This is a genomic window from Aliisedimentitalea sp. MJ-SS2 (assembly GCF_032586155.1).
Taxonomy (GTDB): Bacteria; Pseudomonadota; Alphaproteobacteria; order Rhodobacterales; family Rhodobacteraceae; genus JAWHTC01.
The window spans coordinates 334,169-356,242 of the sequence record NZ_JAWHTC010000003.1 but is presented as its reverse complement, the minus strand read 5'-3'; the positions used below and the strand labels follow the sequence as shown (position 1 = coordinate 356,242).

The 22,074-nt window shown below is 59.6% G+C and carries 18 protein-coding genes; 1 reads left to right on the top strand and 17 read right to left on the bottom strand.

Annotated elements, in window-relative coordinates; translation table 11 throughout:
• Positions 1–127 precede the first annotated feature (127 nt).
• The 10 genes from rpoC to RXV86_RS14245 form a co-directional block, all read right to left on the bottom strand.
• Complete coding sequence (gene rpoC, locus RXV86_RS14290; protein WP_316300921.1) at positions 128–4,375, bottom strand: DNA-directed RNA polymerase subunit beta'; 4,248 nt, start codon at positions 4,373–4,375, stop codon at positions 128–130.
• A 53-nt stretch (positions 4,376–4,428) separates the two neighbouring features.
• A complete protein-coding gene (gene rpoB / locus RXV86_RS14285) occupies positions 4,429–8,571 on the bottom strand; it encodes a DNA-directed RNA polymerase subunit beta (protein WP_316300920.1) in 4,143 nt (1,380 codons plus the stop codon).
• Between the two features lie 248 nt (positions 8,572–8,819).
• Positions 8,820–9,200, bottom strand: coding sequence for a 50S ribosomal protein L7/L12 (rplL, locus tag RXV86_RS14280; protein ID WP_316300919.1), 381 nt, complete (start codon positions 9,198–9,200; stop codon positions 8,820–8,822).
• Positions 9,201–9,271: 71 nt separating this feature from the next.
• Entirely contained in the window at positions 9,272–9,784 is a 513-nt protein-coding gene (gene rplJ / locus RXV86_RS14275; RefSeq protein WP_316300918.1) for a 50S ribosomal protein L10, read from the bottom strand.
• A gap of 325 nt (positions 9,785–10,109) precedes the next feature.
• On the bottom strand, positions 10,110–11,039 hold the full coding sequence (locus RXV86_RS14270; RefSeq protein ID WP_316300917.1) for an HlyD family efflux transporter periplasmic adaptor subunit: 930 nt from the start codon (positions 11,037–11,039) through the stop codon (positions 10,110–10,112).
• 469 nt (positions 11,040–11,508) lie between these two features.
• Positions 11,509–12,207 carry a 50S ribosomal protein L1 gene (gene rplA, locus RXV86_RS14265; protein ID WP_316300916.1) on the bottom strand — a complete coding sequence of 233 codons (699 nt, stop codon included), beginning with the start codon at positions 12,205–12,207 and terminating at the stop codon, positions 11,509–11,511.
• Between the two features lies 1 nt (position 12,208).
• Positions 12,209–12,634, bottom strand: a complete 426-nt coding sequence (gene rplK / locus RXV86_RS14260; protein WP_316300915.1) for a 50S ribosomal protein L11 — start codon at positions 12,632–12,634, stop codon at positions 12,209–12,211.
• A 188-nt stretch (positions 12,635–12,822) separates the two neighbouring features.
• Entirely contained in the window at positions 12,823–13,374 is a 552-nt protein-coding gene (locus tag RXV86_RS14255; protein ID WP_316300914.1) for a pentapeptide repeat-containing protein, read from the bottom strand.
• A 121-nt stretch (positions 13,375–13,495) separates the two neighbouring features.
• Positions 13,496–14,227 carry a haloacid dehalogenase type II gene (locus tag RXV86_RS14250; RefSeq protein WP_316300913.1) on the bottom strand — a complete coding sequence of 244 codons (732 nt, stop codon included), beginning with the start codon at positions 14,225–14,227 and terminating at the stop codon, positions 13,496–13,498.
• Positions 14,228–14,254: 27 nt separating this feature from the next.
• Complete coding sequence (locus RXV86_RS14245) at positions 14,255–14,521, bottom strand: hypothetical protein (RefSeq protein ID WP_316300912.1); 267 nt, start codon at positions 14,519–14,521, stop codon at positions 14,255–14,257.
• A gap of 119 nt (positions 14,522–14,640) precedes the next feature.
• Between RXV86_RS14245 and RXV86_RS14240 the strand changes: the two genes are divergently transcribed.
• Positions 14,641–15,519 (top strand): LysR family transcriptional regulator, encoded by an 879-nt coding sequence (locus tag RXV86_RS14240; protein WP_316300911.1) that lies wholly within the window; start codon positions 14,641–14,643, stop codon positions 15,517–15,519.
• A 7-nt stretch (positions 15,520–15,526) separates the two neighbouring features.
• Here RXV86_RS14240 and nusG read toward each other — a convergent pair whose 3' ends face one another.
• From nusG to RXV86_RS14205, 7 genes are all read right to left on the bottom strand, one after another.
• Entirely contained in the window at positions 15,527–16,060 is a 534-nt protein-coding gene (gene nusG, locus RXV86_RS14235) for a transcription termination/antitermination protein NusG (protein WP_316300910.1), read from the bottom strand.
• A gap of 241 nt (positions 16,061–16,301) precedes the next feature.
• The gene (secE, locus tag RXV86_RS14230) at positions 16,302–16,499 is read right to left on the bottom strand and encodes a preprotein translocase subunit SecE (protein WP_316300909.1); all 198 of its coding nucleotides are present in this window, start codon (positions 16,497–16,499) and stop codon (positions 16,302–16,304) included.
• Positions 16,500–16,594: 95 nt separating this feature from the next.
• Positions 16,595–17,245 (bottom strand): hypothetical protein, encoded by a 651-nt coding sequence (locus RXV86_RS14225; RefSeq protein ID WP_316300908.1) that lies wholly within the window; start codon positions 17,243–17,245, stop codon positions 16,595–16,597.
• 217 nt (positions 17,246–17,462) lie between these two features.
• The gene (locus RXV86_RS14220) at positions 17,463–18,518 is read right to left on the bottom strand and encodes a hypothetical protein (protein WP_316300907.1); all 1,056 of its coding nucleotides are present in this window, start codon (positions 18,516–18,518) and stop codon (positions 17,463–17,465) included.
• 17 nt (positions 18,519–18,535) lie between these two features.
• Positions 18,536–19,579 (bottom strand): hypothetical protein, encoded by a 1,044-nt coding sequence (locus RXV86_RS14215; protein ID WP_316300906.1) that lies wholly within the window; start codon positions 19,577–19,579, stop codon positions 18,536–18,538.
• A complete protein-coding gene (locus RXV86_RS14210) occupies positions 19,576–20,307 on the bottom strand; it encodes a peptidoglycan-binding protein (protein ID WP_316300905.1) in 732 nt (243 codons plus the stop codon). Before RXV86_RS14210 ends, RXV86_RS14215 begins: the two co-directional genes overlap by 4 nt.
• A 12-nt stretch (positions 20,308–20,319) precedes the next feature.
• Positions 20,320–22,068 carry a hypothetical protein gene (locus RXV86_RS14205; RefSeq protein WP_316300904.1) on the bottom strand — a complete coding sequence of 583 codons (1,749 nt, stop codon included), beginning with the start codon at positions 22,066–22,068 and terminating at the stop codon, positions 20,320–20,322.
• Positions 22,069–22,074 lie beyond the last annotated feature (6 nt).

Below are 22,074 nucleotides of genomic sequence, written 5' to 3'. Positions count from 1 at the left end.
GCCCTTGCAGACAGTTTGAAAACGGTCGGCCCTCCTGTCCAGTGCCGTGTGAACTTACCGGGCGTCACAACAAAAAACCCCCGCCGATTTCCCGGCGGGGGTTTTCAATGTCTTTGAGAAGCGAGGCTTACTCTTCGCGGCTCTCCGGCGTTTCGACGAAATTGTCAAACTCGTCACCGCCGACAACGTCATCCATGACCGGGGCGGCCAGCGCTGCGGCGGCCTCGGCCTCTTCGCGGCGCGCTTCGATAACCACGTTGTCACGCTGCTGCGCGATGTGGCGAACCTTCTGGGTTGCGCCTCCGGTACCCGCCGGGATCAGGCGGCCAACGATGACGTTTTCCTTCAGACCAACCAGCTTGTCGCGCTTGCCCTGAACCGAAGCCTCGGTCAGGACGCGGGTGGTTTCCTGGAACGAGGCCGCCGAGATGAAGCTACGGGTTTGCAGCGACGCCTTGGTGATACCCAAGAGGATCGGCTCGCCCGATGCCGGGCGACCGCCCTTGGCTTCGGATTTCTCGTTGGCCAGGTCGAACTCGGCCTTGTCGACATGTTCGCCCTTCAGAAGCGTGGTATCGCCGCTGTCGAGGATCTCCCACTTCTGCAGCATCTGGCGAACGATCACCTCGATGTGCTTGTCGTTGATCTTCACGCCCTGCAGGCGATAGACGTCCTGGACCTCGTCGATCATGTAGTCCGCCAGCGCTTCGACACCCATAATGGAAAGGATGTCATGCGGCGCCGGGTTGCCGTCCATGATGTAGTCGCCCTTCTGCACGAAGTCGCCTTCCATGACCGGGATGTGCTTGCCCTTGGGCACCATGTATTCCACGGTTTCCATTGACTCGTCAGCCGGTTCGATCGAGATGCGGCGCTTGTTCTTGTAGTCGCGCCCGTAGCGGACGTAACCGTCGATCTCGGCGATGATGGCGTGGTCCTTGGGGCGACGTGCCTCGAACAATTCGGCCACACGCGGCAGACCACCGGTGATGTCCTTGGTCTTGGCGCCTTCACGCGGGATACGCGCGACAACGTCACCGGCCTTGATCTCCTGGCCGTCTTCGACCGACAGGATTGCGTCCACCGACATCGGATAGGTCACCGGGTTGCCCGCATCGTTGCGGACCGGTTCGCCATCTGCATCCTGAAGGATGATCTCGGGCTTGAGCTCGTTGCCTTTCGGAGCCGTGCGCCAGTCGATCACGATCTTCTGCGTCATGCCGGTTGCTTCGTCCGTCTCGTCGCGCACGGCAAGACCGGAAACAAGGTCGACATACTTCACAGTACCGGCCTTTTCGGCGATGATCGGCAGGGTATAAGGATCCCATTCGAACAGCTTGTCGCCACGGGCCACTTTGCCGCCATCCTTGACAAAGAGCTTGGAGCCATAGCTCAGCTTGTGGCTGGCACGTTCGCCGCCCTCGTCGTCCTGAATGATCAGCTTCATGTTGCGGCCCACCACCAGTTGCTCACCGCTGGCATTTTTCAGGAGGTTGGCGTTCTCGAAGACCACCTTGCCTTCTTGGCTGGCTTCGAGGAACGACTGCTGACCACCCTGGGCAACGCCGCCGATGTGGAAGGTCCGCATCGTCAGCTGTGTACCGGGTTCACCAATCGACTGGGCCGCGATGATGCCGACGGCTTCGCCGGTGTTCACGCGGGTACCACGCGCCAGGTCACGACCGTAACACTGGGCACAAACGCCGTCTTCGGCTTCACAGGTCAGCGGGCTACGGATGCGGGTGCTTACAACACCGGCTTCCTCGACCGCATCGGCCATCCGTTCGTCGATAATTGTGCCACGCTCGACCAGAACCTCATCGGTGCCCGGCTTGAGGATATCGTCGGCCGCGACACGACCCAGGATACGCTCGGACAACGACGAGACAACTTCGCCATCGTTGACAGCCGCTTCGGCGGTGATCGCCTTTTCGGTGCCACAGTCCACTTCGCGCACGATGCAGTCTTGTGCAACGTCAACCAGACGGCGGGTCAGATACCCCGAGTTCGCGGTCTTCAAAGCGGTATCCGACAGACCCTTACGGGCGCCGTGGGTCGAGTTGAAGTACTCGAGCACGGTCAGACCTTCTTTAAAGTTCGAGATGATCGGCGTTTCGATGATGTCACCGTTCGGCTTGGCCATCAGGCCGCGCATGCCGCCCAGCTGCTTCATCTGCGTGACCGAGCCCCGCGCGCCCGAGTGAGCCATCATGTAAACCGAGTTCGGTTCGGCGACGGCACCATTTTCATCGCGCGTATCGGCCGAGATGGTGCCCATCATGGCATCGGTGACCTTGTCGTTACATTTCGACCATGCATCGACGACCTTGTTGTACTTTTCGCCCTGAGTGATCAGGCCGTCCATGTACTGTTGTTCAAAGTCTTTCACCTGATCACGGGTTTCGTCCACGATGGTCCATTTGCCATCGGGAATTACCATGTCGTCCTTGCCGAACGAGATGCCGGCCTTGAACGCTTCACGGAAGCCCATGGTCATGATCTGGTCACAGAAGATAACCGACTCTTTCTGGCCGCAGTAACGGTAGACGGTGTCGATGACGTTCTGCACTTCTTTCTTGCGCAGAAGCTTGTTGACCAGTTCGAACGGTGCCTTGGCGTTCATCGGCAGAAGCGCACCCAAACGCACACGGCCCGGGGTGGTTTCATAGCGTTCCATCACGGTTTCACCGGTTTCCGGGTCAACCTGCGGAATACGTGCGGTCACCTTGGCGTGCAGGTGCACTTCACCGGTATCGAGCGCATACTGCACCTCTTCGATGGACGAGAACACCATGCCCTCACCCTTCATGCCTTCGCGCTCGATGGTCGTGTAGTAGAGACCAAGGATCATGTCCTGCGACGGAACGATGATCGGCGCGCCGTTGGCCGGCGACAGAACGTTGTTCGTCGACATCATCAGAACACGCGCTTCAAGCTGGGCTTCGAGGCTCAGCGGCACGTGAACGGCCATCTGGTCACCATCAAAGTCGGCGTTGAAGGCCGAGCACACCAGCGGGTGAAGCTGAATCGCCTTGCCTTCGATCAGCACGGGTTCAAACGCCTGGATACCCAGACGGTGCAGCGTCGGTGCCCGGTTCAGCATCACCGGGTGTTCGCGGATCACCTCGTCCAGGATATCCCAAACCTCGGGACGTTCCTTTTCCACCAGTTTCTTGGCTTGCTTGACAGTGCTCGAAAGCCCCCGCGCCTCAAGACGCGAATAGATGAACGGCTTGAACAGCTCCAGCGCCATCTTTTTCGGCAGACCGCATTGGTGCAGCTTGAGTTCCGGACCGGTCACAATGACCGAGCGGCCCGAGAAGTCGACGCGTTTCCCCAGAAGGTTCTGACGGAAGCGGCCCTGCTTGCCCTTGAGCATATCCGAAAGCGATTTCAGCGGGCGCTTGTTGGCACCGGTGATGACGCGGCCGCGGCGACCGTTGTCAAACAGAGCATCAACCGACTCTTGCAGCATCCGCTTTTCGTTGCGGACGATGATGTCGGGCGCGCGCAGTTCGATCAGGCGCTTGAGACGGTTGTTCCGGTTGATCACCCGGCGATAGAGATCGTTCAGGTCCGAAGTTGCAAACCGGCCACCATCGAGCGGCACCAGCGGGCGCAGTTCCGGCGGGATCACCGGAATCACGGTCAGAACCATCCATTCCGGGCGGTTGCCGCTCTCAATGAAGCTCTCGACGACTTTCAGACGCTTGATGATCTTCTTGGGTTTCAGCTCGCCTGTCGCCTCTTTTAGGTCGGCGCGCAGGGTTTCGGCCTCTTGCTCAAGGTCGATCTGGGACAGCATCTCGCGGATCGCTTCGGCGCCGATATTGGCGGTGAAGGCGTCCATGCCATAGTGGTCCTGGGCGTCCATGAACTCTTCTTCGGTCAGCATCTGACCGTAGGTGAGGTCGGTGAGGCCCGGCTCAATGACGACGTAGTTTTCGAAGTAGAGAACCCGCTCCAGATCACGCAGCGTCATGTCCAGCATCAGGCCGATGCGCGACGGCAGCGACTTCAAGAACCAGATGTGTGCGACGGGCGCGGCCAGTTCGATATGGCCCATCCGCTCGCGGCGGACCTTTTGCAGCGTGACTTCAACACCGCATTTCTCGCAGACAACGCCGCGATACTTCATGCGCTTGTACTTGCCGCACAGGCATTCGTAATCCTTGATCGGGCCAAAGATACGGGCACAGAACAGGCCATCACGCTCGGGCTTGAAGGTCCGATAGTTGATGGTTTCCGGCTTCTTGATCTCGCCATACGACCACGACAGGATCCGCTCGGGCGATGCCAGCGAGACGCGGATTTCGTCGAAAATCTTCGGCGGGGTCAGCGGGTTGAACGGGTTGTTGGTCAGTTCCTGGTTCATTTTGATACCTCAAATTTCGTGTGGAGGGAGGGAGGGAAGAAGGGCCGAGGCCCTTATTCCTCGTCCTCCACATCCAGGAGTTCCATGTTCAGGCCGAGGCCACGGACTTCTTTGACAAGAACGTTGAACGATTCCGGCACGCCGGCTTCGAAATTGTCCTCGCCCTTGACGATGCTTTCATAGACTTTCGTCCGTCCGGCAACGTCGTCCGACTTCACTGTCAGCATTTCCTGCAGGGTATAGGCGGCACCATAGGCTTCCAGAGCCCAGACTTCCATTTCCCCGAAGCGCTGACCACCGAACTGCGCCTTACCACCCAGCGGCTGCTGGGTAACGAGCGAGTACGGACCGGTCGAGCGGGCGTGGATCTTGTCGTCCACCAGGTGGTGCAGTTTCAGCAGGTATTTGACACCCACCGTCACCTTGCGGCTGAACTGCTCACCGGTACGGCCATCAAACAGGATCGATTGGCCCGAGGTGTCGAACCCGGCCCGCACCAACGCGTCGTTCACGTCTGCCTCTTTGGCACCGTCAAACACCGGCGTGGCGATCGGCACACCACCCGCGACGTTTTCCGCCGCTTCGATCAATGCCCCCTCGTCCATGCCTACAATGCCGTCCTTGTAGACATCATCGCCATAAGCGTGGTTCATCGCCTCGCGCACCGGGGTGAGATCGCCCGAGCGGCGGTATTCACCCACCGCATCATCAATCCGGATGCCCAGACCACGTGCGGCCCAACCCATGTGGGTTTCAAGGATCTGACCGACGTTCATACGCGACGGCACACCCAGCGGGTTGAGGCAGAAATCGACCGGCGTACCGTCTTCGAGGAACGGCATGTCCTCCATTGGCACCACCTTGGAAATCACACCCTTGTTGCCGTGACGGCCGGCCATCTTGTCGCCCGGTTGCAGCTTGCGCTTCACCGCGACGAACACCTTGACCATCTTCATCACGCCCGGGGGCAGATCGTCGCCACGGCGAACCTTCTCGACCTTGTCTTCGAACCGTGCATCGAGCGTGCGCTTCTGCGCCTCGTATTGCTCGTGCAGGGCTTCGACGATCTGGGCGTCTTTCTCGTCCTTCAGCGCCAGCTGCCACCACTGACCACGGGTCAGGACCTCGGTCAGCATCTCTTCGGTGATCTCGCTGTTGGACTTCACACCTTTGGGGCCTTTGACGGCCACTTTGCCCAGGATCATGTCCTTCAGACGGGCATAGATGTTGCGATCCAGGATGGCGAGTTCGTCGTCCCGGTCACGGGCCAGGCGCTCGACCTCTTCCCGCTCGATCTGCAGGGCGCGTTCGTCTTTTTCCACACCATGGCGGTTGAAGACACGAACCTCGACAACGGTCCCGAAGTCACCCGGTTTCACGCGCAGCGAGGTGTCGCGCACGTCGCTGGCCTTCTCGCCAAAGATGGCGCGCAGAAGCTTTTCTTCCGGCGTCATCGGGCTTTCACCCTTGGGGGTGATCTTGCCAACAAGGATATCGCCCGGTTCGACGTCCGCGCCGATGTAAACGATGCCAGCCTCGTCGAGGTTACGCAGCGCTTCTTCACCGACGTTCGGTATGTCGCGGGTGATCTCTTCCGGCCCAAGCTTGGTGTCACGGGCGGCGACTTCGAATTCCTCGATGTGGATCGAGGTAAAGACGTCATCACGGGCGACACGCTCGGAGATCAGGATCGAGTCTTCGTAGTTGTAGCCGTTCCACGGCATGAACGCGACGACCACGTTTTTACCCAGAGCCAGTTCACCAATATCGGTCGACGGACCGTCGGCAATCACTTCGCCCTTGGTTACCCGGTCACCTACTTTCACCAGCGGACGCTGGTTGATACAGGTGTTCTGGTTCGAACGCTGGAACTTGCGCATACGGTAGATGTCCACACCCGCGTCACCCAGTTCGAGGTCTTCGGTGGCGCGCACAACGATCCGCTGGGCATCGACCTGGTCGATGATGCCGCCGCGTTTCGCCATGATCGCCGCACCCGAGTCACGGGCCACGATTTCCTCAATGCCGGTACCAACAAGCGGCGCCTCGGCCCGCAGAAGCGGAACCGCCTGACGTTGCATGTTCGAGCCCATCAGAGCGCGGTTGGCGTCATCGTTTTCAAGGAACGGAATGAGCGAGGCCGCGACCGAAACCAACTGTTTCGGGCTAACGTCGATCAGGTCAACGCTTTCACGTTGGGCCAGGGTGTATTCGCCCGACTGACGGGTCGACACCAGATCGTTTTCGAACTTGCCGTCTTCGTCCAGATGCGCGTTGGCCTGGGCCACGACGTGGCGCATTTCCTCGGTTGCCGACATGTAATGCACTTCGTCGGTCACCTTGGCATCAACCACCTTGCGATAAGGCGTTTCGATGAAGCCGTACTTGTTGACGCGAGCGAAGGTTGCCAGCGAGTTGATCAGACCAATGTTCGGGCCTTCCGGCGTTTCAATCGGACACATCCGGCCATAGTGGGTCGGGTGCACGTCACGAACCTCAAAGCCGGCACGCTCACGGGTCAGACCACCCGGCCCAAGCGCCGAGAGACGGCGTTTGTGGGTGACTTCCGAAAGCGGGTTGGTTTGGTCCATGAACTGGGAAAGCTGCGAGGAGCCAAAGAATTCGCGCACGGCGGCAGCGGCCGGTTTGGCGTTGATCAGGTCCTGCGGCATCACGGTGTCGATCTCGACACTGGACATGCGTTCCTTGATTGCACGCTCCATACGCAGAAGGCCGACGCGATACTGGTTTTCCATCAGTTCGCCAACAGACCGGACACGACGGTTGCCAAGGTGGTCGATGTCATCGACATCGCCCTTGCCATCGCGCAGCTCGACCAGTGCCTTGATGCACTGAACGATGTCTTCACGATCCAGCGTCCGCTGGGTGTCTTCCTTGTCGAGCGCCAGGCGCATGTTCATTTTCACCCGGCCCACGGCCGAGAGGTCATAGCGCTCGCTGTCAAAGAACAGGGTGTCAAACAGGGCCGAGGCCGCATCAACGGTGGGCGGTTCGCCCGGGCGCATGACGCGATAGATGTCCATGAGCGCGGAGTCGCGGTTCATGTTCTTGTCGACCGCCATGGTGTTGCGCATGTAGGGACCGACATTGACGTTGTCGATGTCCAGAACCGGGATCTCGGTGATACCGGCATCCAGCAGTTCTTTCAGGTTGCCACCGATGATGGTGCCTTCCTTGTCATGCTCAAGCACAAGCTCGTCACCAGCTTCGGCATAAATCCAGCCGTTTTCTTCGTTGATGATGTCCTTGGCGACGTATTTGCCGACAATCTGCTCAAACGGAAGCAGCAGATCGGTGATCTTGCCTTCGTCGATAATCTTCTTGACCGCGCGCGGGGTGACTTTCTTGCCGGCTTCGCCGATCACTTCGCCGGTCTTGGCGTCCACCAGATCATAGGTCGGGCGGGTGCCGCGTACACGTTCGGGGAAGAACTTGGTGATCCAGCCATTGTCCTTCTTGCGCAGCTTGTATTTTACCGTGTCGTAATAGGCATCCATGATGCCTTCCTGATCGAGACCCAGCGCATACAAGAGTGTGGTCACCGGCAGTTTGCGGCGACGGTCGATACGGGCAAAGACGATGTCCTTGGCGTCGAATTCGAAGTCGAGCCAGCTGCCGCGGTAGGGAATGATCCGGCAGGCGAACAGGAGCTTGCCGCTGGCGTGGGTCTTGCCCTTGTCGTGATCGAAGAACACGCCGGGCGAGCGGTGCATCTGGGACACGATCACACGTTCGGTGCCGTTGACAACAAAGGTGCCGTTGGGCGTCATCAGGGGCATATCGCCCATGAACACGTCCTGTTCCTTGATATCCTTGACCGACTTGGCCCCGGTGTCTTCGTCAATATCGAACACGATCAGGCGCAGCTTGACCTTCAGCGGCGCGCTGTAGGTCATGTCGCGCTGCTGGCATTCCTCAACGTCGTATTTCGGTTCTTCAAGCTCGTAATCTACGAATTCCAGCACGCTGGTTTCGTGGAAGTCCTTGATCGGGAACACCGATTGGAACACGCCCTTGATGCCCTCGCCGTCTTGCGGGGCCTCCTGGTCGCCGGAGTTGAGGAAAAGATCGTAGCTGCTTTTCTGCACTTCGATCAGGTTCGGCATCTCCAGAACTTCGCGGATTTTGCCATAGTATTTACGAAGACGTTTCTGGCCAAGGAAGGATTGAGCCATGGTCGATATCACCTTTCAGTTTCTCACCGGACGCAGGCGCCGTCGGGCCCCGGCACCTCGCCCATACGAGACGGTTGGTTCTGATCTATTCCTGGCCATCGTCCCAATGACAGCCTCCCGATCGGTGAACCGCACCTTAGAAAACGCCCGGATCAATCAGGCCCTTTCTAAGACAGGTTCGGCTGGACCCGGGATTTCCCGGGCCCAGCCTTGATTTTTCCGGGGGATGATGCCCCGGGAAAGCCGAATTACTTGATTTCGACTTCGGCGCCAGCTGCTTCCAGCTTGGCTTTCAGCTCGTCAGCTTCGTCTTTCGAGCACTGCTCTTTGACGGCTTTGCCACCGGCTTCGACCAGCTCTTTGGCTTCTTTGAGGCCCAGGCCGGTGATGGCGCGGACTTCTTTGATGACGTTGATTTTCGATGCGCCCGGCGAAATCAGGAGCACGTCAAATTCGGTCTGCTCTTCAGCAGCGGCGCCACCGGCGTCGCCAGCAGGGCCGGCCATCATCACAGCGCCGCCAGCGGCGGGCTCGATGCCGTATTCGTCTTTCAGGATGGTTTTCAGTTCTTGTGCTTCGAGAAGGGTCAGACCAACAATCTCTTCCGCCAGTTTTTTCAGATCAGCCATTTTACTGGGCTCCGTATCTTAAGTTTGTGTTCCAACGTTTCGGGTTTTCCAAACGTCGGTCAGTCAGTTGCTTACGCAGCCTTCTCTTCGATAGTCGAAAGGATGGATGCGATATTCGAAGCAGGTGCGCCAATGGCACCGGCGATGTTCGAAGCAGGTGCGCCGAGCATGCCCGCAATCGTCGAGATGAGTTCATCACGCGAGGGCATTTTCGACACGGCTTCAACACCGGCACGGTCCAGAGCGTTCTCGCCCATAGCACCGCCAAGGATTTCGAACTTCTTGTTCTCCTTGGCGAAGTCCTCGGCCACCTTGGCTGCCGCCACGGGGTCCTCGGAATAGGTCAGAACGGTCATGCCCGACAGGTAATCGGCCATGCTTTCGCAGGGCTTGTCCTTCAGGGCGATCTTGGCGAGCCTGTTCTTGGCGACACGTACGGAGGCTTCGGCTTCGCTTGCGCGGGCACGAAGATCCTGCATCTCGGCAACTGTCAGACCGGCGTAGTGGGCAACCACGACGACGCCAGAGCTTTCAAAGATCTGGCCGAGTTCCTCGACCACTTTCTCTTTCTGGGCTCTATCCACAGTTTCACTCCAATTGTGGGAGGCTTTCAGACCCCCCGGCTCTTATTCCACCGGGTCAGAAACCCGGCGTTCGGGTCCTTACGGGTCCGCTCCAATCTCGCCCCGGGTCACCGCGGGCGGCGATCCGAAGAAATCTGGTCTTTCCCGTCTCTGGCAGGAATTATGGTCAGGGATCTAGGCCCATCACACCCACCGTCTCGGACGAATATCAGGCCGCGCGACGGAATCGGGCGACCTGATGAAGGGTCATTTAGTTCGAAACGGTTTCGGGGGCAAGGGGCATCGGCGAAAAAACGGTTGACGGACCGCCCGTCCCCTACCCTGCTCAGGAATTGTCTAACACCTCGACTTCGACCGCTTCATTAAGGAAAAGACCCGCAGCACAACCTTCCTCGACCTCAATTGAGGATTTCACATATTGCGTCTCGAGATTAGCCTCAGTGTCGATCCGGGTTACCACGCCGCCACAGACCGCGCCGCTGGCACGGGTGATCCTCATCGGTGCGCCAATCGAGACTCCTTTCTCCTGTTCTTTCGACAGTTGGTCAATCAACACGAAGAACTCGACCGCCTTTTCGCTTGGTGCATAAATCTTGGCCGCCAGCGCGCCCTCTTGCACGCAATCCCCGACATTGGGCTCGAACCCCACCAAAACGCCGTCGATAGGTGCCACGATGCGAAGCGCCTCCAGATCCACCTGTGCGCGTTGCAACTCCAACTGGCCGATCTCTAAGGCAATCTCGGCCCGGGCCTTGGCCGATTGGGCGCCGGCCAGCGCCTCCTTGGCCCGGTCGGCCGCGAAATTGGCGTCCATCATCCGCCGTTCAACGGTCTCCATGGTGCTTTCATTGATCAGCCCGCGGCGGAACATGGTCTCGTTGCGTTTGAACTCGCGCGCCACGAACTCGACCTCCTGCGCCCGGCGGTCTTTGTCAGCGCTTGCGGCATCAATTGACAATTGCCGCTCATCCACCGCCGCCTGCAAATCGGCAACTTTCGCCTGCGCCGAGCGCAGCGCCAGTTCCGGTTTTTGCCGGTCCAACTCGACCAGCGTCTGTCCCACGCTGGCCATCCCCCCGCGCTTGGCCTCGTCCGAAATTGAAACGATACAGCCCCGCGCCTCGTAACTGAGCCCCGCCATGTCGCTGGCGACCACGTTGCCGGCAAAGACCTGTTGTGGACTTTCCGCTGCCACACTGTCTGACACGAGCAAAAGCGCCATTCCACCGAGACAGTTCAACAAACGATCCTTCATGGCTTGTCCTCGCACTGTTGCCCTCTGAGGGTCGCGCAAGACGTGGGCTGCTTGCAAGGTTTTTCGCACCTTGTCGCCTTGCACCACCGATCAACGCGGCCGTCGCTGACGTTTGAAAACCAAGAAAAAAGCCGCGCAATCGCCAGACCGTGGGGCGGCGATCAAACCTGCGTTAGGGCCGCTTTATCGCCGAGGCATACGCACAAACTCACTGCGTCGTGCACCCTCTCTATATCGCCAGCCCTGCGGGCGGCCCCCTCCCGGCAGAGTTTTTCTTGAAAACTCGCCTGCCGGGTCAATGCTGGCGATTGCGCGGCGGCCTACGGCCTTGATTCCGCGCAGGCACGGTTTGGAAAATGTCACTCCAAGCCAGACACCCCGTAACTGCGGAGCTGATCACCCGGTTCAATACCCACAAAAGAAAAGGCGCCCCGAAAGGCGCCCTTCCAAATTCGATTGATCGCGAAGATCAGTTGCCAGTGGCATTGTCCACGTCGACGGTCACGCCCGGGCCCATGGTCGAGCTCAGCGCGATCTTCTTCATGTAGGCACCCTTGGCACCGGCCGGCTTGGCCTTGGCCACGGCGTCGATGAAGGCGCGGACGTTTTCAACCAGCTTGGTTTCGTCGAACGACGCCTTGCCAACACCTGCGTGCACAACACCGGCTTTTTCGACCTTGAACTGGACTTCACCGCCCTTGGCGTTCTTGACCGCATCGGCCACGTCCATGGTCACAGTGCCAACCTTGGGGTTCGGCATCAGGTTGCGCGGGCCCAGAACCTTACCCAGACGGCCAACGACGGGCATCATGTCCGGCGTGGCGATGCAGCGATCAAAGTCGATCGTGCCGCCCTGGATGGTTTCCATCAGGTCTTCTGCGCCAACGATGTCGGCGCCTGCAGCCTGTGCTTCTTCGGCCTTGGGGCCACGGGCGAAGACGGCAACGCGCACATCCTTGCCAGTGCCATTGGGCAGGCCGACAACACCGCGGACCATCTGGTCGGCGTGGCGCGGGTCAACACCCAGGCAAACGGCGATTTCGACGGTTTCGTCGAATTTGGCGTTGGCGTTGCCTTTGATCAGGCTTACGGCCTCTTCCACGGTCACGTTCATTTTGCCTGCAAAGGCTTCACGAGCGGCGCGGGTACGTTTTCCAAGCTTTGCCATCTTACTTCACCTCGATGCCCATGGAACGAGCCGAACCGGCGATGATCTTCATCGCGGCTTCGATATCGTTTGCGTTGAGGTCCTTCATTTTGGCCTCAGCAATTTCACGAACTTGTTTGCCAGTCACCGAACCGACAACTTCCCGTGCGGGGTTGTTGGCGCCCGATTTGACCTTGGCGGCCTTTTTCAGGAAATACGACGCCGGCGGCGTCTTGATGTCCATCGAGAACGATTTGTCCTGATAGTAGGTGATCACGGTCGGGCACGGCGCACCGGGCTCCAGATCTGCGGTCTTGGCGTTGAACGCCTTGCAGAATTCCATGATGTTGATGCCGCGCTGACCCAGCGCCGGACCTACCGGCGGGCTCGGGTTTGCTTGACCGGCGGGGACCTGAAGCTTCATGGTCCCGGCAAGTTTCTTGGCCATTGGCCTTCTCCTTTTCCAACCCCCTCGGGACGCGTCCCTTGAGGTTCATGTTGATGTGGTCCGGTCCGGATTTCGCGAAACCCTCGCCTCCCACAAGTGAATCACCCCTTTCGAGGCGACTGGCGCGAGATACAGTGATGCTTACTGTTTTGCAAGCCCACGCATTTCAAGCACCTGGAAAAGTCGCCCTATCGGCATTCCCCCACCGAACCTTCGGCACAGATACGCCCGTCGGTCCAGGTCGCGTTATCCAGCTTGGCCTGGATCAGGATTGCCCCGGTCATGTTGGCCCCGGTGAAATTGGCCCCTCGCAGGTCTGCATCCAGAAGATTGACGCCGCTGAGATTGGCCAGCGAAAGGTTTGCGCCTTGCAGGTTGACCGCATGCATATGCGCCCGGGTCAGGTTGGCCAGCATCAGGTTCGCCCCTTGCAGGTTGGTCATCTGCAAAATAGCCCCCGACAGGTTGGCGCGCATCAGGTTGGCACGGTCGAGCCGCATCGTCGTCATCGAGGCGTTCTGCATATCGACACCGGACATATCCGCATCCATGCGGATGGCTCCGGCGCATTGGGACTCGGGCTTGTATTCGCACACGGTGTTGTAGTCGCGTTCGTTCGTGGTCTCGTCCGACCATGCCAGCACTGCCGTGGAAGCGGCCAATCCGATCGCGAAAGCACCGGTCAGGCTGTGGATGGCGCGCCGATATGGCGGCGTTGCGGTTTTCGCGGAAACTGTCACAAGTCTTCCCCCAATGTGGTTTGGATAGACTTCCAACAATGCCAGCTTACGCCCGGTCGCAGCTAAGCATTGGTCAAGCGAAACTGCGACAGCTTGACGCAGGACGCGGTCTTTCTGTCGATCACTGATCGCCGTCCGCCAATTCCGCCCGATGCGCCGCCGCCAGATCGGCCATGCCGTTGAAGCGAAAATCATAGCTCGGCATGTCACCGGGATTCATTGTCGCGCCGAACCCTTCCTTGTCGTGGCGGCGATAGATCCAGCAATTGCTCAGACCATGTTTGTTGGCCGGGGCGTGGTCATGAAACATGCTTTCCGCCGTGTGCAGGATGTCGCCCTTTTCGATGCCCTGCCGCGCCAGCGTTTCCAGCATGTAGTCAAAATTCCGATCCGCAGGCTTGTAGCTGCCGATATCCTCGGCGGTGAAGACACCATCGAAATGTACCCCAAGCCGGGCATTCGAACCCTGGAACGACAGGTTGTCGGTATTGGTCAGCACCACCAGCTTGAAATGCTGTTTGAGATAGGCAAGCGCCGCACGGCTATCATCGAATGCAGGCCACTGGCGCACGGACCGGCCATAGGCCTGGCATTCCTCCCAGCTCACTTGGGCACCCCATTCCTCGGCCAGGCGGCGATAGACCACCGTCAGAAGCTCGCAATAGCGTTTCGCCGGAGTCCAGCGCTGCGTGCTGGATTCGTGAAAGGCATGGGCCTCGAGGATTTCATCGCGGGTCAGCAGCCGATCAAGCTTGTCAGTCAGCGGTTTCAATGCGTTCACCATGCCGCTTTCCCAGTCGATCAGCGTGCCGTAGACATCGAATGCCAGAACCTTGAAATCCGTCAGTTTCATCTTTTCCTCCCTTTCAAAAGGTATCGCTCAGGCCCAGCGCACCAGCCCGATAATCGCCGAGGTTGCGTAAAACAGCTGAAGCAGCAGGAAGGTCCAGCGCCGGTCGATCACCGCCCACCCGGCAAACAGCCCGGACGAGATCAGCAGCAAGGTAAAGCCGATCATCTCCGCCCCGATGTTCGAAGCAATCAACATGGCATAGACCATCGCCATAACCGACCCGGTGATCTCGAACAGAACGGTCAGCTTGCGATGCTCCTGCCCAATCACTTGCGTTTGCGTCGCGTCTGTCATGGGTGGTGTCTCCACTATTGCGGTCCAGCTCTTGCCAGCATTACGTCAATTTCATAACATGAAACAAATGAATGTTTTTCATATTTCCATTCATTTTTGTCATGCACGAGGAATCTACAGTGCCCGAGAAACTTGAAATCGAAGCCCTTCGCGCCGTTCTGGCCATCGTCGAACACGGGGGGATCACACGCGCGGCCGAACACTTGGGCCTGTCGCAATCGGCGGTGAGCCACAAGATCCGGCGACTGGAGCAAACCCTTGATTGCAGCCTGCTGACGCGCCGCGCCGGTGGTCCGCTTTTCACTGATGCCGGAATGCGCCTGACCCTTTACGCCAACCGTCTGGTCGATTTGCACGACGAAGCACTGGCCGAACTGGGAAAGAAACCGCTTTTGGGGTCAATCCGGCTGGGCATGACCGAGGATGCCAGCACCAGCGCATTCGCCAAGGCCCTCGGCCGCTTCACACGGCTTTACCCGACGGTCAATGTACGAACCCGTACCGGGCAAAGCCTGGTGGTTCAGAACTGGTTGAAAGCAGGCGAGCTTGACGCCGCGATCATGCAGGTCTTCCAAGGTCATGTATCAGACGATGATCACATCCTGTTCGAGGACCAATTGTATTGGGTCAAATCGCCGGACCTCGCGCTTGACCCGACAGAACCTGTCCCATTCCTGTCCTTTGATGAGCACTGCTTTTACCGGCAATGGGGGTTTGGCGAAGGTCAGTCGCGCGGCCATCGTTTCGAAATGGTTCTCGAATGCCCCAGCGCGGCGGGCATTCAATCCGCCGTGCGCGCCGGTCTCGGGATTGCGCTTCTCAATGGGCTGCACGTGACCCCCGACATGGAAGTGATCGAGGGCGTGCTCCCCACCCCGCCCGGCCTCACCTTCATTGCCCGCATCCATCGCAAAAGCCGAACGCCCGCGGTCAAGACGCTGATAAGCGAAGTTGCGCGCACATTCCACGCAACTCCGGGTCTTCAAAAAGCGGGGTGAGTCGAGATCAACTCTGTTTCGTGACCTGGGTGTATTCCAGCTCGACCGGGGTTTCGCGGCCAAAGATCGAAACCGTCACCTTCAGGCGCTGGTTGTCGTCGTCGACTTCCTCGACCATGCCGTCGAAATCCTCGAACGGGCCGTCGTTGACCTTGACCTTTTCGCCAACTTCGAAGCTGATCAGCAGCTTCGGTGCTTCTTCACCTTCGGCGACGCGGCCAAGGATGGTTTCAACCTCAGCATCGCGCATCGGCATCGGGCGGCCCTGCGGGCCCAGGAAGCCGGTGACCCGGTTGATGCCGTTGATCAGGTGATAGCCGGTGTCCGACATTTCCATGTGGACCAGTACGTACCCCGGCATAAAGCGGCGCTCGGTCGGGACCTTCTTGCCGCGACGAACCTCGATCACCTCTTCGGTCGGCACCAGAACCTCGTCGATCTGGTCTTCAAGCCCCTGCTCGGCCACAAGCGTTCTGATCTGTTCCGCGATCTTCTTTTCGAAATTCGAAAGAACGCTGACCGAATACCACCGTTTTGCCATCGTGACCTGAGCCTCATGCTTGCGCGGCCCCGCCGCGGACTGTTTCGTGATCCGGCATACATCGCCGCGCTTCCCGCAAACAAGGGGTCAGGGCTTGATTCGCCGTTACCAATTTTTGGGAAGTGTCGGCTAGCTACCGCCAACGCCCACGGATTTCAAGAGGCGTCAGTGCATTTTCACCATGCCACGGCGAGACGCGCTCGCAAGCGAGCGACACGCAATTTGCAAAGAAAATTGAAAATCAGCCAAACATGCCCAGAACGCCCTGCAGACCCGATTTGATGATCAGGTCGACAAGCGCAAAGAAGATAGCCGTCAGGGTGGCCATGATGAACACCATCACCGTGGTCAGGAATACCTCGCGGCGGGTCGGCCAAACAACCTTGGCGACTTCCGAGCGGACCTGCTGGATGAATTGAAGCGGATTGGTGCTGGCCATGATGCGTTTTCTTTCGTAGCTGACAGGGCGTCACATACGCGGCGCGGCGGGCGATTTCAAGCCCGCCTGGGAAGAACAGAGAGGACTGTTCGATCCTACGCTCTGTTGGATGTCCCCAGAAGCGCCTCTCGCTCGGCGGCCAGTCGGTCGAACGGGTCGGGCCCATCCTCGGTGCCAACCTCACCGGACCGTCCCAGGTCCGGCAGGTAGATTCCGTCAGTCCAGCTTTCCGGCAGCCGCGCCAGCCAGCCATCCATCCGATCTGCACCGCGCTGGAGCATGGCCAGAGTCCGTTCCGCCCGTTCGGGAAAGCGTTTTTCGTAACGATCCCAAAACGTCAGGGCCAACTCGCTGATCCGCTCGGGTCCGACGGAGAAATAGGCAATCAGCGCGATCCACAATGTCAGAAGCACAAGGCCGGGGATCAGCCAGGGCTTCACAAGCATCACCGCGACAAAGAGCATGAAGACACCCTGTTTCCAGCTCGGGGTGAACCCCCGAAGAACCTTGATTCGGGTGGCGTCTTCGTCGGTCCCATTGATCGGGCCGCTTTCGAACTGCTGGGACTGAGTTGGGTCCGTATCACCAAGCGGCGGCAACCCACCGTCGGTCGGGCGGGTTTCGCTCAAGGGCGCCATGCGCTGCTCGGCTTCCATCATCAGTCGAACGGCGCTCACAGTGTTGTCGCCTTCGGACTTGCCATTCGGTGTCGGTCGGGTCGAAGGTCGCGGGTTTACTCGTTCCAAGTTCTCAGCCTCATTAAAAAAACAAACCGTCCGGGGCACCATCAGAACGGCGCTCCGGGAGGCTCGATCATGTAACACCGCGTTGACTAATTTGAGGCGCGAATATGTCCAAATCTGGATGATCGTGGTTAACGACCCTTTAAAACTTGCGTTTCCACCCATGTTTCTACTTAAGGGGCATTATGATGCATGGGCAATCATCAATGAATTGTTCTGCTTACTGCCCCGTTGTCAGAATCCGGGTGATGTCTCCCAGAAGGTCACCAACATCCAGCCCCTCATCCATCGAAAAATCGGGTTTGACCTCGAACGGGCCGACATAGGGTTGCGGATCGGTGATCGGCCCACCGATCTCGGCTATCCAGCCATTGCGGCCGTCGCAGGTGCTGCCATCGGGATAGTCGATGGCCAAGGCATAAGCCCCTTCCTTCATGCCGCTGACCTCGAATTTGGAATAGAGCCCGTAATAACCCGAACTGAAAGCCTCGGTTTCCCCAAGCAGGTTGGCGTCGAGATCGAACAGCCGCATCCGGGCGCTGCTGGAACAGGGCCGCAGGGTGGCCGAGATGTCGCTGCCGGCGCTCAGGGCAAACAGCACCACGTCTACATCGCCGGGCAGAGCCGAGCCCGAGGCGTTGACCACCCCCGAGGGGCGCTGCTGGATCATGCCCTGGGTGGTGGCAAAGGTAGCGGTGAAATCGTCGACACCTTCACATTCCTCACAGGGCACAAAGGGGCCGGTGCGCTGCGCAAAATCGCCAACGGAAATTCCATGCCGGATCATCGCATGGTCCATCGGTTGACCCGCCCCCGGTTGTGGCTGTGCGGACTGCACCGGCACCGCCGCCGTAACGGCGGCTGTCGCCCGGTGGAGCGCAAGGAAACCATTGCCACCGCTGGCGCCGTTCTGACAGACCCGTTCCATCCCCGAAACGATGACATACCGCCCGGCCTCCAACGGCAGGTTCCAGTCGGCAATGCCCTCACACCAGCTTTGTTGGTAAGGATCACAGTTGTTGCGGGTGAAGGCACCGTTCAGAACCGTGGCTCCGTCCTGAACCAGCGTGTAGAGCACATTCGCCACACCCTCTGGCCAGTTGATCCAGGTCCGCGCCCGCCCGACATCCTGCGCCACGGACAGATCGAATCGTATGATATCGGTGTAACCGCAACCGCCCTTGTTCCAGTTGTCGGTGATCACCGCGCCCTGTTGAGCCAAGGCGTGACCTGTAGGCAGGGCAAGCGCAAATATCATGGCCGTCAGCATTTTCATGGCATCCCCTCCCCGACTCATTTGCGCACTCCCGTTTGCTTTTCGCAGACTGCTTTGCTGATCACCCGGGCCGCGCCACAAGCCTCCAACGCCGCGCGGTCTGGCACAAATTTCGACCGGCCACAGCCGAACCCTGCCCCGACGCAAGGCCCGTTGGCCGGGTCTTCGCAACCGGGCGATCCGCCATGCGGTTCGTTCTGGTAGAACACCGACACGGTGGTGGATTTTCCCGAATGCACCCGGCAGATACAGTTGCGCAGACTCACGATGTCTTCCTGCTCTTTGAAATGCGCCGTCAGGCTGGCCAAGCGCGACGGGTTCCCCTGTTCATTGAGCAACCGTTCGGTGACCTGAGCCAGCACCGCGTCGTCGTAATTGCAGTCCGGTGGATACACCGGCTTTGCAACCGCATCTGACGTGGCCGGCGGGGTCTTTGCCGCAGCCCGTATGATCTGGCGCACCGAACGATAGACCTCCCTGGAAGCGTTGAACTCCTTCATGTGCTGTTCGAACCTTGGCACGAGGTCGTTGCGGTATTTCGGAGGCAACGACTTGAGCGCCTTTTCCTTCTCCTCAAGCCAGTTCACGTTCTTCTTGGCAAAGGGCTTGAACCAGTCCACCGCATCCAAGCTCAAGATAGCCACGCGACCGCGCGGCGGCGGGCTGGGCTTGTAGAGGCGCAGCCGCCCTTGCGCATCATAGAAGGTGCCCAACTTGGGGCCGGTACGGGCGCGGGCCGGACGGTCACGCACCAATCCCATGATGTCATCCTGTTTCCATAACGGGGCTTCGCCGCGTTCCAACCCCTCACGCTTGGGTTTCCAGAATTCGTGACGGGTGACGAACCGCATGAAGCTTTCGCTAAAACCGATCTTGGGGCCGTTTTTCATCGCGGTCAGCCCGCCCTCGGGTGATGATTGCTCGATCACGTCCATCGCCTGGGTCACTCGAGCGCCCTGCGCATCGATGTCCTGCGCCATGAGCATCACGGGCGCCAGGGCAAATCCGATCGCAAGAGACAAGGCCGCGGCCTGCAGGCCGGTTCGCTGTTGCACACTCATTGTCCCCCCTCCCGCAGCACCTTGGCGATATGGTCGCGTAGTGCCACCGTGGGCCGCCCGTCTGTGGGCAGGTCCTGGGCGACCTGGTAGAGAACGATGGCCGTGGTGGTCTCGGGCGTCTGTTGCCCGTTCGGTACGCCCGGGTTGTAACCCAATTGCCCCAGCATCGCCTGGATGGCGATGATCACGTTGACATCGGGTGGCTCGGCCACCGCGGGCCGTGCGGTTGTTTCTCCGTCTCGGTTTGCCAACAATTCGTCCCAGTTGCGCAGGGTCGCCAACACCTGGAGCGCAGGTACATGGCCTTGCGCTCCGGCAAGTTGCAGATCGAGCATCGCCGCTTCGGGATCGCTTGCGGCCCTGAGTTGCGCTCGGCGATAGAGCGCCTCGGGCAAACCGCTTTCTGCCAGCTCCTCGATCAACTGCGCCGCACGATCGCGATCGCGAGCCATGCCCAGCCCTTCTTCCAGCATCACGGCCAGCATCAAGCGGGCATGACGGTTGCCGGTCTCGGCAGCGATTGTGATCAGCGTGGCCGCGCGGTCCGCGTCATAGGCCAGGGCGCTGCCATCCAGCAGCAGCATCGCAAAGCCCACCATCGCTACCGGATCGCCAGCGTCGGCGCGGGCCTGGATATCCGCCACCTGCAGGTCGCCTTCTGCGGCGTTACCGGCCTGCTCTCCGAGGGACAGAACTAATAAACAGGCAAGACCGGGAAGAAATCGCATTCTCGCCCCCTCCTATTCCTTGCACTGATGCACGGTCTTAACCGACCCGTTGTTGTCGAACATTAGCGCCACGGCATCGCTCCGCCCGCAGGCGGGTTGGAACTCATGATTGACCTCGAACCGCCCGTTGTCCTGTGTCACACAGCCGGCCAGCCCACCGCCCTTGCGGGCAGGGTGCCAGGCAGCGCCAACGCAGTCATAGCTTTCGCCACCCGATTGCAGCGTCACCGGCGTCTCGAATGCATCACAGGTTTTCAAGGCCACCGAGATCATCTTGCCGCTATCCCTGTCGGCGCTGACGTAGTGCTCGATCTCACGCAGGCAAGTCACCTTTTTGCCGCCCGGCAGCTCGACCGGCAGGCTTTCACCCTCGGCAAAGACGCAGTAGGACACGCCCCCGTCGGGCAGGAAACGCAGCGCGCCCGGCTGGCAGGTCACGTCGCCGCCATAGGGGCCTGCCACCTTGGCCGGCGCCGTGGTGGTACAGCTTCGCAAGTTGCCATTGGGCCAGAACCGGACCTTTTCACCGGCGGCGCAACCAACCTTGCCAAACTTGACCGTGATCTCGGCAGGCTCAACCGGGGTGCATTGACCGAGCACGTCGCCGGGCCAGAACGCGATATCGTGCTGATTGTCATCCAGCGCGCATAACAGCCTGTCGCCGGCAACACTTACCGCTTCATACGGCAAGAGCTGATCGCGGTCGCCATAGCGGACACCGCCGCAGAAGGCCAAATGCCCATCTGCCCTGAATTCGAACTCATAACAGGTGATCGGACCGTTGGGCGTGTCGAATGTCGGCGGTTGAGCCGTCTTGCAACGCAGCAGGTAGCCAGGGTTGGCGTGCAGGAAGGTTGCCCCTTGGCACAGTACCTGTTTGCGGCCATCCGGCCCAAGCGCGATCCAGCGCGGCTCTTTCAGGCTGCATTGATCCGAGGTCCGATTGCAGATCGGCATGGCCTTGAAATCGGTGGGTCCGGGATTGGGGTGATCGCGCACCAGCGTCTCGGTTGCCGGGCCGATGGCGGATTTCAGCCGCCGCGTACAGGATTTCAGGAATTGCGGCAGAATGTACCCGTTCTCATCGAGTTTGACCTGGCGGTCACCGTCACAAGCAATCATCAACTGATCGGTTTCCATCTCGATCGCCGCGCTCATCCAGCATTCGCGCAAATGGCCATCCTGCAACTGAACCACGCGGTAGCCCTTGAGCGTGCAAGTCACGTCAACGCCATAGCCGGTTGGAAAGCTTGCCTCGGCCTCGGTCTGGAAATCACCCCGACACAGGCTCAACTGCTCGTTTTCGTCGAATTCGGCCTCGGCGCATTTCAGGCTCATGCCCAGGGTTTCAACGTTAAGTAGCGCCGTATCGTGCTCCTGCTTGCATGTTTTCAGCTTTCCGTCGGGATAGAAAGTAACCTCGAAGCATTCCGCCTGACCATCGGCCAGAGGCACGACAAAGGTGCTGGCGTCATTGAACTTGGCGCGACACTCCTCGAGAGTCCGGTTGGTCTTCTTGTCCTGGATAGCCACGTGATAGCAGGTCACCATACGCGGATCGTCGGGGCCGACGCTGACAGTCTGGGGCGGTTCCAGCAAGCAGGAAAAACCCGGAATCTCGGTGATGTCACGGGTGTAGTTTCCATCATTGTCCTTGCACAGCTGCGGTACATATCCTGCGGGGCTGGCTGGCGGCGGCGGTGCAATCGCGGCCGGTACCGGTGCGGGGGAAGCGCCTGGTGCGGCCGGTGCAGATTGCACCGCGGA

Coding starts and splice junctions, on each gene's coding strand:
- nusG (WP_316300910.1), bottom strand. CDS start 16,060: ATGGCAAAACGGTGGTATTCGGTCAGCGTTCTTTCGAATTTCGAAAAG.
- rplK (WP_316300915.1), bottom strand. CDS start 12,634: ATGGCCAAGAAACTTGCCGGGACCATGAAGCTTCAGGTCCCCGCCGGT.
- RXV86_RS14210 (WP_316300905.1), bottom strand. CDS start 20,307: ATGCGATTTCTTCCCGGTCTTGCCTGTTTATTAGTTCTGTCCCTCGGA.
- rpoC (WP_316300921.1), bottom strand. CDS start 4,375: ATGAACCAGGAACTGACCAACAACCCGTTCAACCCGCTGACCCCGCCG.
- secE (WP_316300909.1), bottom strand. CDS start 16,499: ATGGCCAGCACCAATCCGCTTCAATTCATCCAGCAGGTCCGCTCGGAA.
- RXV86_RS14250 (WP_316300913.1), bottom strand. CDS start 14,227: ATGAAACTGACGGATTTCAAGGTTCTGGCATTCGATGTCTACGGCACG.
- RXV86_RS14245 (WP_316300912.1), bottom strand. CDS start 14,521: ATGACAGACGCGACGCAAACGCAAGTGATTGGGCAGGAGCATCGCAAG.
- rpoB (WP_316300920.1), bottom strand. CDS start 8,571: ATGGCTCAATCCTTCCTTGGCCAGAAACGTCTTCGTAAATACTATGGC.
- RXV86_RS14215 (WP_316300906.1), bottom strand. CDS start 19,579: ATGAGTGTGCAACAGCGAACCGGCCTGCAGGCCGCGGCCTTGTCTCTT.
- RXV86_RS14270 (WP_316300917.1), bottom strand. CDS start 11,039: ATGAAGGATCGTTTGTTGAACTGTCTCGGTGGAATGGCGCTTTTGCTC.
- RXV86_RS14220 (WP_316300907.1), bottom strand. CDS start 18,518: ATGAAAATGCTGACGGCCATGATATTTGCGCTTGCCCTGCCTACAGGT.
- rplL (WP_316300919.1), bottom strand. CDS start 9,200: ATGGCTGATCTGAAAAAACTGGCGGAAGAGATTGTTGGTCTGACCCTT.
- rplA (WP_316300916.1), bottom strand. CDS start 12,207: ATGGCAAAGCTTGGAAAACGTACCCGCGCCGCTCGTGAAGCCTTTGCA.